The following is a 16,715-nucleotide window of genomic DNA, read 5'->3' on the forward strand; positions in this document are numbered from 1 at the left end:
CAGCGGCCGTAGCGCATTCGCGCCGCCGGCGCCACCTCGCGACCACGCGGCACAGCCGGCGCCGGAGGGGTTTCCAGGGTGAACGCCGGTGTCGCCGAGGCGTCGGTGGGCCGTCGACCTCCCCTTACGCCGCCGCTCTCCGCGGGCCTCCCCTCGCCGGGGCCGGAATCCATCGCCATCGATGGCGCATAACGGTTCCTCCGGTCCGATGAACTCCAACAAAAGCGCGCGTGCGGGCAGTTGGGCGTAGTTATGCTCCCGCCCACCGGTCAGAAGGTCACCCTTTTCCGATAATTCGAGGACGCCGATGGAGCAAAGAGACGTTCCACCCGAAACAGCCCACCCGGAGGCGGGAGCGAGCCGGGCGCTGCCCGCGATCGGGGCCCTGGCTGCCGTCTGCCTGGTCGGAGCGCTTGTTTCCTCCTCCGAGCCGGTCGGCACCATCCTGATCGCCGCGGGCGGCCTGTGCACCGCGGCGGTGTTCGTCGAGGCCCTGCGCCGCGGCCGGGCGCTCACCGCCCGGGGCTCCGAGATCGCCGCGCTCCGCCACACCCTGGCCCGGCAGGAGACCGAGGCGACCCGGCTGGCGGCGGTGGTGCTCCCCGAGGCCATCGAGCGGCTGCGCCGGGGCGAGGTGGCCGAGGAGGTGCTCACCTCCCTGGGCGGCCGCGCCGGACGCGGCAACCGCTGGGGCAACGACGCCGCCCTCACGCCCCGCTTCAGAGCCGCCCTCCAGGCCGTACTGGCCCACGCCATCGACACCGTCGACAACGAGGAGAGCCTGCGCGACTCGGCGCAGCGCGCCTTCGTCAACGTCGCCCGCCGCGTACAGGCGATCGTCCACCAGCAGGCGCACGAGATGCGCGAGATGGAGGACCGGCACGGCCGCAACCCGGACGTGTTCGGAGACCTCCTGCGCCTGGACCACGGCACCGCCCTCATCGGCCGGCTCGCCGACTCCATTTCCGTCCTCGGCGGCGCCCGCCCCGGCCGGCAGTGGAGCAGGGCCGTCACCCTCTACAGCGTGATGCGCGGCGCGATGTCGCGGATCATCGACTACCAGCGGGTCGAGCTCCACTCGGTCACCGAGGTCGCCGTCCTCGGCCCCGTCGTTGAGCCGCTGATCCACACCCTCGCCGAGCTGCTGGACAACGCCACCCGCTACTCCCCGCCGCACACCCGGGTCCACCTCACCGCCGTCGAGGTCCAGTCGGGCATCGCCGTGGAGATCGAGGACGGCGGACTGAGCATGAGCGAGGAGGCCCGCGCACGCGCCGAGAAGATGCTCGCCCAGGCGCAGTCCGGGATCGACCTCAACGACCTGGGCGAGACGCCCAGGCTGGGCCTGGCCGTGGTCGGCCGGCTGGCGCAGGCGTACGGGTTCCAGGTGTCCCTGCGCTCCTCCGCGTACGGCGGTGTCCGCGCCGTCGTCATCGTGCCGCAGCACCTGATCACCACCGCGTCCGCGGCGACCGGGCTCGCCCACGGCATCGGCTCCTCCTCGGGGCCCAGGGCGGTCTCCGCCACACCGCGCGAGCACCCCGTCGACGCGACCCCGGCCGGCTTCCCCGCGCCCCGGCCCACGCCGTCCGCGGCGCCCGGGCCGATGCCCGGACCGGTGCCCGGGCCGATGCCCGCGAGTGCCGGGCCGACCGCCGAACGTACCGCGACCGGCCTGCCGCAACGGCGCCGGAAGGACCGCGTCGCCACCTCCGAAGTCCGGCCGGCCGCGAGGCCGCAGCCGGCCGACGACAACGGCCCCGGAATGTGGCTGGAGGCGTTCCACAGCGGACTGTCGGGTGAGCCCGGCCAGGACCCGCCGGGCGCCCAGGACGCGTCGGGTTCAGCGACCAAAGGGGCATGAACAGTGATGACTCAGCGAAGCAGTATGGACTGGATGCTCAAGGACCTGGCAGCCGGCGTGCCGCAGACGCGGCACGTGATCGTGCTGTCCGCGGACGGGCTGTGCGTGGCCCAGTACGGCGCCGAGACGGACACGGCCGACCGCCTGGCGGCCGCGTGCGCGGGCCTGCAGAGCCTCGCCGGGGCGGTGGCCGCCGAACTGCCCAGCTCCGAGGGCAGAATGCGCCTGGTCGTGATCGAGATGGACGGCGGCTTCTTCTACCTCATGGCCGCCGGGGACGGCTCCTACCTGGCCGTACTCGCCGACGAGGGCGTCGACGCGGGCCTGATGGGCGCGCAGATGCGCAACCTGGTGTCCCGAATGGGGGACCACCTGAGCAGCCCGCCCCGGCACGACGGGCAGCCCGCGTGAAAGAGCCGCCCTCAAGCTGGGAGGACGGCAGCCCCGAACGGCTCTACGTCATCACCGGCGGACGCAGTGGACCCTCCACCTCCGTCCATCTCGACCTCGTGACCTTAGTGGTGGCCAAAGGGCCTCCCCGGCCCGAGATGCAGCCCGAGCAGGCCTCCATCCTGCGGATGTGCCGGTCACCGCTGTCGGTGGCCGAGATCGCCGCGTACGCCGGCCTGCCCGTGAGCGTCGTCACCGTGCTGGTGGGAGACCTGATGGCCGCGCAACGCGTGCACGTCCGACCGCCCATCCCCGCCGCGCAGCTACCCGACCTTGCTCTGATCGAGGCAGTGATCGATGGACTTCAGAAGCTCTGACCCGCCCGCCGGGCCGCGCGAGGCGGACGTCCTGCCGCAGTCGGCCGCGGCGGCCGTGAAGGTCGTGGTCGTCGGCGGATTCGGCGTGGGCAAGACGACGATGGTCGGTGCCGTCAGCGAGATCAAACCGCTGACGACCGAGGAGACGATGACCAGGGCCGGCGTCGGCGTCGACGACACCCGGGGCGTCGACCGGAAGATCACCACCACCGTGGCCATGGACTTCGGCCGCATCAGCATCAACGACGAACTCGTGCTGTACCTGTTCGGAACGCCCGGCCAGGAACGCTTCTGGTTCCTGTGGCGCGGGCTCTTCGAGGGCGCGCTCGGAGCCGTCGTCCTCCTCGACACCCGACGGCTGGAGATCAGCTTCGACGTCATCGGGCGGCTGGAGGAGCGCGGCGTCCCCTTCGTCGTGGCCGTCAACTCCTTCCCCGGCGCGCCCGACCATCCCCTGGAGGAACTGCGCGAGGCCCTCGACCTGCCCCCCGCCGTCCCGATCCTCGTCTGCGACGCCAGAAGGCGGGACTCCTCCCGCGACGTCCTGCTGACCCTCATGCGCTACCTGCACTCCCAGGCAGCCACCCAGGAGGCAATGTGAGCACCACCCCCACCCCACCGCCCGGGTGCCCCGCCCACGCCGCGGCGACCGCGGGCGGCCTGTACCGCCTGCACGGTGCCGAGGCACAGGCGGACCCCCTCGCCCTGTACGAGAAGCTGCGCGCCGAACACGGCCCGGTGGCCCCCGTGCTCGTCAGCGGGGACCTCCCGGCCTGGCTCGTCCTCGGGCACCGCGAGAACCTGGACGTCGCCCGGACGTCGTCGCGGTTCGCCCGCGACCCCCGGGGCTGGCGCGACATGAGGGAAGGCCGGGTACCGGCCGACACCCCGCTCGGCCCCATGGTCTCCTGGGTGCCGGTGTGCAACTTCACCGACGGCCCCGTGCACGAACGGCTGCGCTCGGCCGTCGTGGAGTCCCTGGAGCGCTTCGACAAGCGCGGCATCCGCCGCTACGTGACCCGCTTCGCCAACCAGCTCGTCGACCAGATCGCGGCCGAGGGATACGCCGACCTGGTGCCCGCCTTCTCCGACCAGCTCCCCATGCTGGTCATGACGCAGCTCATCGGGGCGCCCGACGAACACGGGCCGCTGCTCGTCAACGCGGCGCGCGACATGCTCCAGGGGACGGAGACGGCCCTGCAGAGCGACCGCTACGTCACGACCACGCTGGAGAACCTGGTCGTCGAACGCAAGGCCAAGCCCGCACGCGACCTCGCCTCCTGGCTGATCGAGCACCCCGCGGACCTGACCGACACCGAAGTTCTCATGCACCTGCGCGTCGTGCTGATCGCGGCCTACGAGACCACCGCCAACCTGATCGCCAACACGCTGCGCACCGTCCTGACCGACCCGCGCTTCCGGGCGAGCCTCTCGGGTGGCCACATGACCCTGCCGGACGCGCTGGAACAGGTCCTCTGGGACGACCCGCCCATCAACACGATCATCGGGCGCTGGGCCACCGGCGACACCGTGCTCGGCGGCCAGCAGGTCAAGGCCGGGGACATGATCCTGCTCGGACTGGCCGCAGGCAACGCCGACCCGCAGATCCGCCCCGATCCCTCCGTGTCCGTCCACGGCAACCGCTCGCACCTGGCGTTCAGCAGCGGCCCGCACGAGTGCCCCGGCCAGGACATCGGGCGCGCCATCGCGGACACCGGCATCGAGGTCCTGCTGGACCGGCTGCCCGACCTCCAGCTGGCGGTCGACCCGGGCGAGCTGGAGTGGCGGGGCACCCTGATGTCCCGTCACCTGCTCTCGCTCCCGGTGCGGTTCGCCCCGCGCTCCGCGCCCGCCCCGGCCCCGCCCCCGCAGCTCCCGGTGGAGCAGCCGGCCGGACACCCCGTCCACCCGGTGATCCCGCCGCAGCCGGCGGCGCCGCCGCCCGCCGCGGGCGGCCGCAGGCGCCGTGGTGTCAGCTGGTGGCGCCGGCTGCTCGGCCGCCGCTGAGCGGTCCGTCCGCGGCGGGGTCCGTCCGCAGCGAGGTCCGAGGTCCCCGGCCGCACCGGCCGGGGACCCCGTGCTTTCCGCTCAGCCGTGCAACTGCCGCCACCAGGACGCCAGCGCCGGCAGGTCCGGCGGCTCGGTCCCGGCGACGCTGGGTCGCTCGGCGTACCGCACGGTGAACTCAGCGTCCGGGAGCGGCAGTTCGTACCGGTTGCGCGGACTGGCGTAGCGCGGTGCCCGGGTCTGCCAGGCGATGGACCCGGCCACGTAGTGGCCCAGCGCCGCCAGGTGGCGGCGCAGTTCGCCGTCCCCGCCGGACGAGTCCTCCTCCAGCCGCGCCCGCAGTCCGGTGAACAGGACCATCACCCGGTCGCGCAGGGCGACGGCGAGCGGGACCGCCTCGGCGGGGGAGCAGCCCTCCTGGTGGGCGAGCACGTTGACGAGGTTCACCTCGCGCGGCTCCAGGTGGTCGTCCTTGTCGTAGGAGAACAGGTCGTTGTCCGCGCTGACGACGAAACCGGCCGCGTCCGTCAGGACCGTCAGGGCGGGGGAGCACAGGACGTCCGCCGACAGCCGGTCCCGGCGGGCGACGTCCGACCAGGTCAAGGAGAACCGCGTGCCGTTCGCCAGCGGACCCATGGCCACGAAGTCGTTCAGCCCCGGCATCGATCTCTCCTCCGCCCGGGCGGCGCGCCAGGCCGCCCCGAGCAGCCAGTCCCGCGTCCCTTCGACGAATCTGCGCAGCTCGTACGGGGTGAGCAGGGCGTGGGTGCGGTCCACCAGGTCCAGCAGCGCGCGGGTCATCGGCCCGTCGGGCAGCACGGACGTCCCGGGGTCCTCGATGGTGCGCAGCAGGCGCACCCCGTGTTCGACGACCGCGGCCGTCCCCACCTCGTCGGAGCCCGAGTCCTGCCAGTCGTCCACCGCGTTGGCCCAGTAGTTCCACTGGGTGAACAGCAGGACGGCCTCCACGTCCCCGTCGGGGATGATGCGGCAGGAGAAGTCCGCGCTGTGGGTGGCGAGCCCCCACGCGCGTTCGACCGGATCGGGGTACAGGCCGAAGGCGTCCAGCCACCGGACCGCCCGGGACTCCACCTCCTTGGCCTCGGGATGGACGAGGTCGCGCGGCAGGGGGCAGTAGAAGGGCGGCAGGCCCGCGCCGAGGAGCGAGGGCCGGGGCGGCTCGGTCATCGGCCACCGCCGATCCGGAAGCGCAGCAGCCGCGTCTCCACCGCGTGCTCGCGCCAGAGGCGGAAGAACTTGCTGTGCGCGATGGTCGACTGTTCGAGCCGGTCGCCGGTCCAGGCGCCGGGCTCGGCGCGGGAGTCCGCCCGGAGCCGGTCCAGTTCGGCGGTGTTCCACGCCATGGACTGCACCCAGAACTCCGCCACCGAGTCCGTCACGTCCTCGTCCTGCACCAGCTCGAAGCCGGCCGCCTCGGCCGCGGCCAGGTACTCCCCGCGCCGGCCGAGCCGTGTTCTGTAGTAGCCGTCCATGAACTCCCGCCATGCGGAGGCGCCCACGAAATGCTCCTGGATCCCGAACCAGCCGCCCGGTTCCAGGGCCTTGGCGACGACCTCGAACAGGCGGGTCCGGTCGGTGTAGCCGCTGCTCTCGTTGGCGTAGACGGCGTCGTAGGCGCGGGTCTCGTCGAGGTCGTGCACATCGGCCAGTACGGGCGTCACGCGCTCGGCGACCCCGGCACGGCGGGCGAAGCGCCGCACGATCGGCAGGTGTTCCGGTGCGACGGTGAGGCTGGTGACCGACGCCCCGTGCTCCTGCGCCCAGTAGAGCGAGGTGCCGCCGAGTCCGCAGCCGATGTCGAGCAGGCGCCGGGGAGGCGTCTCGTACGCGCCCCAGGTGCGGGCCGCGTGGTCGACTATCCGCTCCTGCGAGTCGAACAGGCTCCGCTGCAGCGTGTGCTGGGGGACGGTGGTGTCCGGTGGGCCGTCCGGGTAGAGCCCCACGTGGAAGTGGACGCGCGGACCCGGGCCGTACTTGTGCAGGATCTCCTGTGTCTTGCGGCTGTAGTAGAGCCGCACCTGGTCTTCCGCGGCCGAGCCGCGGCCGCCGCCTAAGGGCCATACGAAGGGTATAACGCGCATGGGGTGTCCGCCCTTTCGTGGGGTAGGGCTGCCCTCCGGGACGCGCCGGAGCCGCTCTCGTGCGTCCCGAACGACACACTGTTGAAGCACGGACCATCGTGGCACCTGACCGGCACCACGTCAGCCCGCTGGAGCAGCACGGTACCGTCAAGATCCTTGCTGTGCGCCCCGGTTGGCGTGACGGACCGGCAGGGTTCGCCCGTCAGGCGAGCGCTGCCGCCAGGACCTCGGCGGCCCTCGCGACCAGGGCGTCCTCGCGCGGTGCGGCGGCGTCCGGCTTGGTCGTCAGCACGGCCAGCTCCACGGGCGGCCGCCCGGGGGGCCAGGCGATGCCCACGTTGTTGTTGGTCCCGTACGACCCGGCGCCGGTCTTGTCCCCGATCACCCAGTCGCGCGGCAGCCCGGCACGGAACCGGTCGCCGCTCGTGGTGTTGGCCACGAGCCACCGCGTCAGGAGGTCCCGGTGCCGCGGGGCGAGTGCGTCGCCGAGCACGAGCCGCCCGTAGGTGCCCGCGACGGCCCGGGGGCTGGTCGTGTCGGTCACCCGCGACGGCTCGGCCGAGTTCAGCTCCGGCTCCCAGCGGTCGAGGCGCGTCGTGCGGTCCCCGAGGGAACGGCAGAACCGGGTGATCGCGGTGGGCCCGCCCAACTCGCGGAGCAGCAGGTTCGCGGCGCCGTTGTCGCTCTGCGCGATGGCCGCCGAGCACAGCTCGGCCACCGTCAGGCCGCCGGCGACGTTCTCGGGCCGGCCGGTCACCGAGCCGCCGCCCGCGGAGGTGACGTCGCCCTGCGTGTAGTGGATGCGCCGCGCGAGGAACTCACCGTCGCGGTCCAGGTCCCGCATCACGGCCGCCGCGGCCGGCGTCTTGAACACCGAGCACATGGGGAACAGTTCGTCGGCCCGGTACCGCACCGTCCGGCCCGAACCGGTGTCCCGGGCGTACGCTCCGACCCGCGCGCCGTACTCGCGCTCCAGTGCGCGCAGCCGCCGGACGGCCTCGCCTCCGAGGCCGCCCCCGCCGGGCCCGGGCGTCGCGGCCGGTGCCGCCGCACGGGCCGCGCCCGCCGGCAGCGCCGCGGCCAGCGCCACCCCCGCTCCCAGAGCCAGTACGGTACGACGGGTCTGCTCCACGTCGTCTCTCCTCTCCCTCGACGGTCATGTGGTGACAATGACGCCAAAGGAGATCATTTCGGTTCCACCGGCCGGCCCGGTCAGTGGCCGGCGGCGGGAGTGGGGCCCTGTTCGCGGACGCCCCAGGGGGAGCCGTACGCCGTCAGCAGGTCGAGGAAGGGCCGCGCCGGCAGCGCCTCGGGGCCCAGGACGCCGGACCCCGACCACACGCCGGTCGCGAGGAGTTCCAGGGCCACCACCGGGTTGACGGCGGTCTGCCAGACGACGGCCTGGGAGCCGTACTCGCGCATCGACCACTGGTTGTCGACCACATGGTAGAGGTACACCTCGCGGGGCCTGCCCTCCTTGGTGCCCTTGACCCAGGTGCCCGCGCAGGTCTTCCCCGTCATCCGGTCCCCGAGCGTGGCCGGGTCGGGCAGGCAGGCCGCGACCACGTCGCGGGGCGAGACCCGGACCTCGGCGCCGTCCTCGCCGCGGACCGGGACCCGGACCGTGGAGTCCAGGCCCAGCGCGTGCAGCGCCTTGAGCTTGCCGATGAAGTCGTCGCCGAGGCCGTACTTGAACGTCACGCGGCGGGCGCCGACCCAGCGCGGTACGAGGAGGACCTCCTCGTGCTCGACGTTGACGCACTCGACCGGCCCGATGCCCTCGGGGAAGTCGAAGACCTCCGGCTCGCTGAACGGCTCGGTGGTGAACCAGCCGCGCCCGCTCTCGTACACCACGGGAGGGTTCAGGCACTCCTCGATCGTCGTCCAGATGTTGAAGGACGGGGCGAAGTCGTAGCCCTCGACGGTCAGGTTGGCTCCGTCGCGGATGCCGATCTCCTCGATGTCGTCGAAGAGTTCGTCGGCCGCGTAGCGGGCGAAGACGTCCGACAGCCCGGGCTCGATGCCCATGCCGACGAGCGCCAGGCGGCCCGACTTCTCCCAGTCCGCGGCCTGTTCGAACTGCTCGTCGCCGAGCTTGACCCCGCACTCGCGGTACGGCTGGTCCGGGTGCGGGCGGGAAAGGGACATGGCCATGTCGACGTAGTGGCTGCCCGCCGCGAGCGCCGCGTTGAACAGGGGCATCACGAACCGCGGATCGGTGGCGTTCATCAGTACGTCGCACCCGTGCTCGGTGAGCAGCCCGGTCACCGCCGCCTCGTCGGAGGCGTCGACGCGGCAGGCGCTGAACCGCTGCTCGGCGCCGCCCAGGGCGGCGACCGCGGCCTGCGCGCGGCCCAGGTCGTAGTCGGCGACGACGAAGTGGTCGAAGAAACCGCGGCGTGTGGCGATCTTGGTGATCGCGCTCCCGACACCGCCGGCACCCACAAGCAGAACACGCATGTCTTGGTCCTCTCTCGGTGAGGCGTTCGCCTCAGGGGGCTGATGGAACCGGGCGCCCCGAGTTAAGGTCAATGGTGTTGGCATAAGGATGGGACGTTACGGAGGCGGGCGCCGATGGCGAAGGACGTGGTTCCCGAGGAAGCCCGCAGGCGGAGGCGGCCGACCCGCGGGGGGACGGTGCTCTCCGAGAAGCTGATCGTCGAGACGGCGCTGCGGATGGTGCGCGAGCACGGCAGCGCGGGCCTGTCGGCGCGCCGGCTCGGCGCCGCCCTGGGCGCGGACCCCAGCACCCTGTACCGCTACTTCGAGGGCATGGACGGCCTCACCCTCGCCATCGGCGAGGAGCTGATCGGCCGGGCGCTCGCCGGCTGGTCCCCGACCGGCCGCTGGCGCGACGACCTGCGCGCCCTGGGCCTGCGCATCCACGGCGCCTACCTCGCCCACCCGCAGGCCGCCCTGCTGACCGCGAGCCGGGTGACCGGCCGGCCGCGGGAGATCGCCGCCGACGAGGCGATCCTGGGCATCCTGCGCGGTGCGGGGTTCGGCGACGAGGACGCGGTGCGGATCTACCACGCCTACATCGACCAGAGCCTGGCCTTCGCCGCCCTCGACGCGGGCCCCCTGGCCCTGTCGGCCCAGGCACGCGCGTCGGACGAGGAGCGCTGGGAGTCCACCTACGCCCGCCTGCCGGCGGACGCGTACCCGAACATTGCGGCCACCGCCGGGCTGCTGGCCGCCAGGATGCCGCACAGCGCCTACCCGGTCGCGCTGGAGATGCTGCTGGACACGGCGGAGCGGCAGCTGGCGGACGCCGGGGCCTGAGCGGCAGGCCTTATGCCAACACCATTGACCCTCCGGGTGGCGCACGGGTTTCCTCATCGCATTCACGCCCCGTTCACACCGCACCAGTGAGGGACCATGGTCGAAGACACCCCGCGGACGCCGCAGGCCGCCACGCTCAGACCGAACGCGATCGGGTTCGTCGACGCGCTCGCCATCGGGCTCAACGCCACCTCGCCGGCGTACTCCCTGGCCGCGGTGATCGGGCCGATCGTCGCACTGGTCGGCGTACACGCTCCCGGGGTGATGCTCGCGTCCTTCGTACCGATGGTTCTCATCGCATCCGCTTTCTACTACCTCAACCGTGCCGATCCCGACTGCGGCACGACCTTCTCCTGGGTGACGCGTGCGCTGGGTCCCACGGCCGGGTGGCTCGGCGGCTGGGCGATCACGATGACCGGCGTCCTGGTCGTCGGCTCGCTGGCCGACGTGGCCGTGAACTTCGGCCTGCTGGCCGTCGGCCTGGACGGCCTCGCGGGCGACACGCTGGTCCGGCAGGCGCTGACCGTGCTCGTGATCGTGGTGATGGCGGCGCTGTGCGTACGCGACACCCAGGCGGCGGCGCGGCTGCAGAACGTCCTGGTCCTGCTGCAGACGGTCTGCCTGTTCGTGTTCGCGGGCGTGGCCCTGTACCGGGTCTACGCCGGCACCGCCTCCCTCGACGCCGTACGGCCGGCCGCCGGCTGGCTCGACCCCTTCGCGGCGGGCGGGACGGCGCTGACGGGCGGGCTGCTCCTCGGCGTCTTCGTCTACTGGGGCTGGGAGTCGGCCGTGAACCTCACCGAGGAGACCAAGGACCCCTCATCGGCGCCGGGGCGGGCCGGCATCTGGTCGACCGTGGTCCTCCTGGCCACCTACGTCTCCGTGGCCTTCGCGGTCGTCGCCTTCGCCGGCACCGGCTACCTCGCCGCGCACGCCGACGAGGAGGAGGCCGTCTTCGCCTCCCTGGCCCGCGAGGCCCTCGGCGGCTGGGACTGGATCGTCCTCCTGGCCGTCGCCACCTCGGCGCTCGCCTCGACCCAGACGACGATCATCCCTGCCTCGCGCACCGCGCTCTCCATGGCGCGCCGGCACGCCCTGCCGAGCCGGTTCGGCCTGGTCCACCCCCGCTACCGCACCCCCGCCGTCAGCACCTGGTGGGTCGCCGGCACCGCCACCGTCTGGTACCTGCTCATCCACCGGATCAGCGAGAACGCCCTCGCCGACTCCCTGACGGCCCTGTCCCTGCTGATCGCCTTCTACTACGCCCTCACCGGCATCGCCTGCGCCGTCTACCACCGGCGCCGGCTCACCTCCGGCCTGCGCGAGTTCCTGCTCATCGGGGCCGGCCCGCTCGTCGGCGCGGGCATGCTGGTGTGGCTGCTGGTGGAGGCGGTGGCCGACATGGCGGACCCGGCCAACTCCTCCGGCGGAGCCGCCTGGTTCGGCATGGGGCCGCCTCTGGTCATCGCCCTGGGCCTGAGCCTGGTCGGGGTGGTTCTGATGCTCGCCCGCCGTGCGGCGTCCGGCAGGTTCTGGACCGAACGCCCCACCACCGCCCCGGCCGGGGCGGTGGCCCGCACACCGCACGAGCCCGAGACCCCGGCCCGCCCCCCGGCCGCTGCCACCACCGGCGACTGAACCGGCCGGCCGGCTCGTCAGCCGGCCGGCGTCGGCCCGGTTACCGGGTGCCGCGGCCCGTGACGAGGTCGCGGGCATGGTCCACCAGGCCGATGCCCGGGGCCGTCGCCGTCGCCGGCGCGGTGGCGGGGGAGCGGGGCGCCCGCAGCTTCGCGCGCCGGACGCTGTCGCCGATCCGCTCCAGGGCCTCCTGCGCGCAGGTTTCCCGCAGCCGCGGGAAGAGGTTCTCCTCCTCGTCCCAGACGTGCGCGGTGACCTCCGCCCTGAGCGCCACGACGAGCTGGTCGAACAGGGGCCGGTCGGCGTCGAGCCCCTCCAGGTCCTTGAGGATCTTCTCCATCCGGGCGTGGTCGGCGATCTCCCGGTCCGCGATGAGGTCGCCGTCCGGCAGCACCTCCCGAAGGGTCGGAAAGAGGTGCTCCTCCTCGGCGACCGTGTGCCGGACGAGCTCGATGGTCAGCCGCTCCGCCGCCGTCCGGCGTTCCGCTGCGGGGACGGCCTGTTCGAGGATGTCGAACGTCTCGTCCATCTCGCGGTGGTCCGCGGTCAGTTCGGTGATGACGTCGGCTGTGAGTGCCATGGCGAAACTCCGTTCCGTCGGGAATCGGCGTGCCGGCCGGCAGGGGCTGCCGGCCCGGTCCCGCGTGTACCCGGCCCCGTACGCGTTAGCCGCGCGCAGGACCGGGCAGGCGCAGAGCGGGAAGAACAGGGAGAACCGGACGAGCAACCCGTGGAGGAGGTACTCATGAAGGCCTCGACCGTCGCGTACAAGCCCGTGGGGATGGCCCTCGGCGCCCTCGGGGGCGCGCTGGCCGGCCTCGCGTTCAAACAGGTCTGGAAGCAGCTCGGCCACGACGACGACGCACCGAACGCCACCGACGAGGAACGGTCCTGGCGGGAGATCCTCATCGCCGCGACCCTCCAGGGCGCCGTGTTCGCGCTGGTCAAGGCGGCGATCGACCGCGGCGGAGCCGTGGCCGTCAGGCGCCTGACCGGCACCTGGCCCGACTGACCCGAAGGACCGGGCCGACCCGACCGCAGGGTAGGTTGCCCGCCATGATCGGAATCGACGGCGTCACCTGGCCGCCTGCCCCGTTGCGGACCGAACGGCTCGTGCTCCGCGCGTCGGAGGCCCGCGACCGCCCTGCGTTTATCGACCTGTTCGCCTCCGCGGAGGTGGGCACCTACCTCGGTGGCGCCCGGCCGCGCGACGAGCTGGAGCGCCGCGTGCCCGAGGTACCCGGCCGGCGCCCCGGCTCCTTCGTGACCGAACTCGACGGATCGATGATCGGCATGGTCACGCTCGCCCGGCGCGACCCGGACCGCCCGGGTCACATCCGTCCGCAGGCCGGCGAGACCGAGCTCGGCTACACGTTCCTGCCGCGGGCCTGGGGACGCGGCTACGCCGCGGAGGCCTGCGCCGCGGCCCTCGACTGGTTCGCCGACGCCCGTCCCGGCGAGCCCGTGGTCCTGTGCAGCCAGAGCGCCAACGACCGCTCCCTGCGCCTCGCGGCGAAGCTCGGCTTCACCGAGGTGGAGCGGTTCGAGGAGTTCGGCGCCGAGCAGTGGTTCGGCCTGCGTTCCCCGCTCACGGACCTGGGGCCGCACGTATGATCGAGCGTGAGACGGCGGTCGGCATCGTCCGCGAACACCTCGCCCGCGAGGAACGGAAGGCCGCGGCCCTCGGCGTGCCGCGGACCCGCGAGGCGGTGGTGCGTGTGCACGAGCACGAGCTGGTGTGGAAGGTCTACGTGCAGTCCGAGGAGTACGCACGCACGCGGAACCCCTTGGACATGCTGATCGGTCACGGTCCGTACCTCGTCGACCGGATCGACGGAGGGCTGCACGAGATCGGGGTCGCCTCCGAGGCCGGTGGGGAGTGGGAGACCGACTACCGTTCCCGCGTCCTCGGCCTGCCCGTCCGGACGGCCGTGGACGATCTGCACGACGAGGTGTGCGAAGCGCTCGCCGTGCACGGGCGCATGCAGGCGGTACGGATCATGCGGCAGCGGCTGCCGGTGCTGTCGCCCTCGCAGGCGCTCTCGTACGTGCGCGCGCTGCCGCACGGCGAGGTCCCCGCCCACCTCGTGGCGCTCGCCGCCGAAGTACTCGTGGAGCCCTTCAACGAGGTGTTCGCGGTGCGGACCATCCATGGGGCAGTGCGCGAGCGGTGAAGCCGGCGGGTGCAGGATGTGCGGCGGGGTGGGGCCGCGGCGCCAAGTCCTGCGAATTCGCGGGGGCGTGAGCGGCGGTTATGCTCCCGAAGGGGCGGAACCCGCCCCCGCGCGAGGAGTTTCGGGAGTTCAGTGGTGATCGGGCGTCAGGAAGAACGGGCGTTCATCGCCGAGGCACTCTCCCCCCGCGCGGCGGCGGCCTGCGTGCTGCTGCTCGGGGAGCCCGGCGTCGGCAAGACCCTGCTGCTGGAGCACGCGGTCGGCGAGGCCGAGCGCGCCGGGACCCGGGTGCTGCGGGTCCGCGGGAACGCCGCCGAGAGCGAGCTCGCCTTCGCCGGCCTGCACCAGCTGCTCCTGCCCGTACTGGACGGCGCGGACGGCCTGCCGGTCCGTCAGCGCGGCGCGCTGCTCGGCGCCTTCGGGCTGGGCGAGGACCCCACGCCGCCCGACCCCATGATGATGAGCCTGGCCGTCCTGACCCTCGCCTCTCAGGTCGCCTCGACCGGACCGCTGCTGCTCGCCGTCGACGACGCCCACTGGCTCGACCGCGGCAGCTGCCAGGTGCTGGGCTTCCTCGCCCGGCGGCTGGCCGGCGAGTCGATCGGCCTGCTCGTCACCGCCCGCGGCACCCACAGGCCCGACTGGCTCGACCCGTCGGTGCCCCGGCTCGTGGTGGCCGCGCTCGCGCCCGCCGAGGCGGAGGAACTGCTCGGCGCCCAGCCCGATCCGCCCGTCGGCCCGACCCGGCGCACCGTGCTCGCCACCGCCGCCGGCAACCCCCTCGCCCTGGTGGAACTGGCCCGGTCGGCGGCGCGGGACGGGCGGCTTCCGGCCGTGGGGCCACTGCCCGTCACCGACCTGCTGGAGCGGACCTTCGCCGCCCGGGTCGACGAACTGCCCGAGGCCACCCGCGAGGCACTGCTCGTGGCCGCGGCCGCCGAGGGCGCGGGCCTGGCCGACGTACTGGCCGCGCTCCCGCCCGGCTCCCGCACCGACGTGTGGCTGCCCGCCGAGCGGGCCGGGCTCGTACGGCTGCACGCCGACCGCATCGACTTCCGCCACCCCCTGATCCGTTCGGCGATCTACGGCGCCGCCCCGTTCGCCGAGCGGCGCCGCGCCCACCTGGCCCTCGCGGACGTCCTCACGGGCGACCCCGACCGCCGCGCGTGGCAGCTGTCGGCCGCCACCGTGACCCCCGCCGAGCCGGTGGCCACCGCCCTGGAGGCCGCCGCCCTGCGGGCGCTCGGCCGGGGCGCGGTCGCCGAGGCACTGGCCGGCCTGGAGCGGGCCGCGCAACTGCACCCGGCCCCGGCCGAACGGGCCCGCCTGCAGGCCACCGCGGCCTACGCCGCCGTCGTCACGGGAGACATCGCCAAGGCCGAGCACCTCGCCGCCGAAGCCTCGCGGCTCGACGGGGACCCCGAGGCATTGCGCTGGATATCCGCCTTCAGCGGGCTGGTCGAAATGCTGATGCTGCGCATGGAACGGGCGTTCTGCCTGGTCGTACCCGACGAGCTGCCCGGGTCGGCGCAGATCGACGGGGGCGTCTCCACCATCGCGACGGGCATCGTCTACCACTCCGGCATCCCCGCCCAGCGCGAGCGGATCCGTCCGATGCTGGCCGCCCGCGCCGGGGACGAGGGCATGGCCACCCACCCCTTCCACCTGTGGGACATCGGCGCCACGGACCCCTACCTGCACGGCAACACGGTGCGCGGGCACCTGCCCGCGGTCACCGCGGCCCCCGGCCTGATCCCCACTCAGAAGCACACCCTCGGCGTGCTGTGCATGCTGCTCGACGAGACCGAGACGGCCGTGAGCCTGCTGGGCGACGTGGTCAACCCGCAGTGGGAGGACGCGGCGGACTTCCACGCCGGGACGACCGCCGCCGACCTGGCCCTCGCCAACCTCGACGGCGGCCGGTGGGCGGACGCCCGCCTGGGCGTGGAACGGCTCGCGGACCGCTTCCTCGCCGGACAGCACAACCTCGGGACCGTACGGGCCCTCGCCGTCCTGGCGACCCTGTGCGCCCTGACCGGCGACACCGCGACGGCCCAGCGGCACGCGGCGGAGGTGCTGGCCGTCACCGAACCGGCCTGCGCGCTCGCCACCACGGTCCGGGCCCGCAGGGCCGCCGCCCTCGCCGCCACGGCCCTCGGCGACCACGCCGGCGCCCACCACCACCTGCGGGCGCTCTTCGACGCGTCGGGCGCACCCACCCACTACCACCTGTCCTGCTACGCCGTCGCGGACCACGCGGCCGCCGCCGTGCTCACCGGACACGCGGACGAGGCCCGTACCTCCCTCGAGCAGGTGACCGCGGAGGTCGGCGACGGCGCCTCCCCGCGGCTGCGGCAGATCCTGCTGCGGGCCGCCGCGCTCCTGGCCGAACCGGCCGCGGCGGGCGCGCACTTCCGCGAGGCGCTGGCGGACCCGGCCGGCCGGCGCTGGCCCTTCGAACGCGGCCAGGTCTGGCTGGAGTACGGCGAATGGCTGCGCCGGCAGCGGCAGATCGCCGAGGCCCGGGCGGCCCTCACCAAGGCGCGCGAGATCTTCGAGGGGCTGGGCGCCGCGCCCTGGGGCGCACGCGCCGAGGCCGAGCTGCGGGCGGCGGGCGTCGCCGTCGAGTCCGCCCGGCACAGCGCCCTGCGGTCCCTGACCCCGCAGCGGCAGCGGATCGTCCGGCTGGCGGCGCAGGGGCTGACCAACCGCGAGATAGGCGAGCGGCTCTTCCTCTCGCCGCGGACCGTGGGAACCCACCTCTACCAGGCCTTCCCCGCCCTGGGCGTGACCTCGCGCGGGCAGCTGCGCGACGTCGTGGAGCGGGAGGCCGGCGACTGAGACGACCGGGTACGACGCAAGTCATGTGACGGATGGCAGC

General features: G+C 73.6%; 16 protein-coding genes. 11 read left to right on the plus strand and 5 right to left on the minus strand.

The window, feature by feature from the left end; genetic code table 11:
* The first annotated feature begins 307 nt into the window (after positions 1 to 307).
* From AB0O53_RS02070 to AB0O53_RS02090, 5 genes are read left to right on the plus strand one after another with little or no spacing between them, the layout of a single operon-like run.
* Positions 308 to 1,864: a sensor histidine kinase gene (locus AB0O53_RS02070; protein ID WP_365192744.1), complete on the plus strand. Its 1,557-nt coding sequence runs from the start codon at positions 308 to 310 to the stop codon at positions 1,862 to 1,864.
* A gap of 6 nt (positions 1,865 to 1,870) precedes the next feature.
* Positions 1,871 to 2,275: a roadblock/LC7 domain-containing protein gene (locus tag AB0O53_RS02075; RefSeq protein WP_350988954.1), complete on the plus strand. Its 405-nt coding sequence runs from the start codon at positions 1,871 to 1,873 to the stop codon at positions 2,273 to 2,275.
* The gene (locus tag AB0O53_RS02080) at positions 2,272 to 2,631 is read left to right on the plus strand and encodes a DUF742 domain-containing protein (RefSeq protein WP_350988955.1); all 360 of its coding nucleotides are present in this window, start codon (positions 2,272 to 2,274) and stop codon (positions 2,629 to 2,631) included. The genes AB0O53_RS02075 and AB0O53_RS02080 overlap by 4 nt, the downstream gene beginning before the upstream one ends.
* On the plus strand, positions 2,612 to 3,232 hold the full coding sequence (locus AB0O53_RS02085) for a GTP-binding protein (protein ID WP_350988957.1): 621 nt from the start codon (positions 2,612 to 2,614) through the stop codon (positions 3,230 to 3,232). Before AB0O53_RS02080 ends, AB0O53_RS02085 begins: the two co-directional genes overlap by 20 nt.
* Positions 3,229 to 4,638: a cytochrome P450 gene (locus AB0O53_RS02090; RefSeq protein ID WP_365192746.1), complete on the plus strand. Its 1,410-nt coding sequence runs from the start codon at positions 3,229 to 3,231 to the stop codon at positions 4,636 to 4,638. The genes AB0O53_RS02085 and AB0O53_RS02090 overlap by 4 nt, the downstream gene beginning before the upstream one ends.
* 81 nt (positions 4,639 to 4,719) lie before the next feature.
* On the opposite strand, the gene AB0O53_RS02095 is transcribed toward AB0O53_RS02090, so the two are convergent.
* From AB0O53_RS02095 to AB0O53_RS02110, 4 genes are all read right to left on the minus strand, one after another.
* Complete coding sequence (locus AB0O53_RS02095; RefSeq protein ID WP_365192748.1) at positions 4,720 to 5,826, minus strand: terpene synthase family protein; 1,107 nt, start codon at positions 5,824 to 5,826, stop codon at positions 4,720 to 4,722.
* Positions 5,823 to 6,740, minus strand: a complete 918-nt coding sequence (locus AB0O53_RS02100) for an SAM-dependent methyltransferase (protein WP_350988963.1) — start codon at positions 6,738 to 6,740, stop codon at positions 5,823 to 5,825. The genes AB0O53_RS02095 and AB0O53_RS02100 overlap by 4 nt, the downstream gene beginning before the upstream one ends.
* A 202-nt stretch (positions 6,741 to 6,942) precedes the next feature.
* Positions 6,943 to 7,872 carry a class A beta-lactamase gene (gene bla / locus AB0O53_RS02105; RefSeq protein WP_365192750.1) on the minus strand — a complete coding sequence of 310 codons (930 nt, stop codon included), beginning with the start codon at positions 7,870 to 7,872 and terminating at the stop codon, positions 6,943 to 6,945.
* Positions 7,873 to 7,952: 80 nt separating this feature from the next.
* The gene (locus AB0O53_RS02110; protein ID WP_365192752.1) at positions 7,953 to 9,200 is read right to left on the minus strand and encodes a saccharopine dehydrogenase family protein; all 1,248 of its coding nucleotides are present in this window, start codon (positions 9,198 to 9,200) and stop codon (positions 7,953 to 7,955) included.
* Between the two features lie 114 nt (positions 9,201 to 9,314).
* Here AB0O53_RS02110 and AB0O53_RS02115 point away from each other — a divergent pair, with 114 nt between their 5' ends.
* Both AB0O53_RS02115 and AB0O53_RS02120 read left to right on the plus strand, forming a co-directional pair.
* On the plus strand, positions 9,315 to 10,022 hold the full coding sequence (locus tag AB0O53_RS02115) for a TetR/AcrR family transcriptional regulator (RefSeq protein ID WP_350988969.1): 708 nt from the start codon (positions 9,315 to 9,317) through the stop codon (positions 10,020 to 10,022).
* A gap of 96 nt (positions 10,023 to 10,118) precedes the next feature.
* On the plus strand, positions 10,119 to 11,660 hold the full coding sequence (locus tag AB0O53_RS02120; RefSeq protein WP_350988971.1) for an APC family permease: 1,542 nt from the start codon (positions 10,119 to 10,121) through the stop codon (positions 11,658 to 11,660).
* A gap of 40 nt (positions 11,661 to 11,700) precedes the next feature.
* Here the strand turns inward: AB0O53_RS02120 and AB0O53_RS02125 are convergent, their stop codons facing one another.
* Positions 11,701 to 12,240, minus strand: a complete 540-nt coding sequence (locus AB0O53_RS02125) for a hemerythrin domain-containing protein (protein WP_350988973.1) — start codon at positions 12,238 to 12,240, stop codon at positions 11,701 to 11,703.
* 165 nt (positions 12,241 to 12,405) lie between these two features.
* Between AB0O53_RS02125 and AB0O53_RS02130 the strand changes: the two genes are divergently transcribed.
* The 4 genes from AB0O53_RS02130 to AB0O53_RS02145 all read left to right on the plus strand — a co-directional run bounded on the left by AB0O53_RS02130 (position 12,406) and on the right by AB0O53_RS02145 (position 16,675).
* A complete protein-coding gene (locus AB0O53_RS02130) occupies positions 12,406 to 12,672 on the plus strand; it encodes a DUF4235 domain-containing protein (protein WP_350988975.1) in 267 nt (88 codons plus the stop codon).
* Positions 12,673 to 12,716: 44 nt separating this feature from the next.
* Positions 12,717 to 13,274 (plus strand): GNAT family N-acetyltransferase, encoded by a 558-nt coding sequence (locus AB0O53_RS02135; protein WP_365192755.1) that lies wholly within the window; start codon positions 12,717 to 12,719, stop codon positions 13,272 to 13,274.
* Positions 13,271 to 13,834 carry a YrhB domain-containing protein gene (locus AB0O53_RS02140; RefSeq protein WP_365192757.1) on the plus strand — a complete coding sequence of 188 codons (564 nt, stop codon included), beginning with the start codon at positions 13,271 to 13,273 and terminating at the stop codon, positions 13,832 to 13,834. Before AB0O53_RS02135 ends, AB0O53_RS02140 begins: the two co-directional genes overlap by 4 nt.
* A gap of 135 nt (positions 13,835 to 13,969) precedes the next feature.
* Complete coding sequence (locus AB0O53_RS02145; protein WP_365192759.1) at positions 13,970 to 16,675, plus strand: helix-turn-helix transcriptional regulator; 2,706 nt, start codon at positions 13,970 to 13,972, stop codon at positions 16,673 to 16,675.
* Positions 16,676 to 16,715: the final 40 nt, after the last annotated feature.

Source organism: Streptomyces erythrochromogenes (assembly GCF_040684695.1).
In the GTDB taxonomy this organism is placed as follows: Bacteria; Actinomycetota; Actinomycetes; order Streptomycetales; family Streptomycetaceae; genus Streptomyces; species Streptomyces erythrochromogenes_C.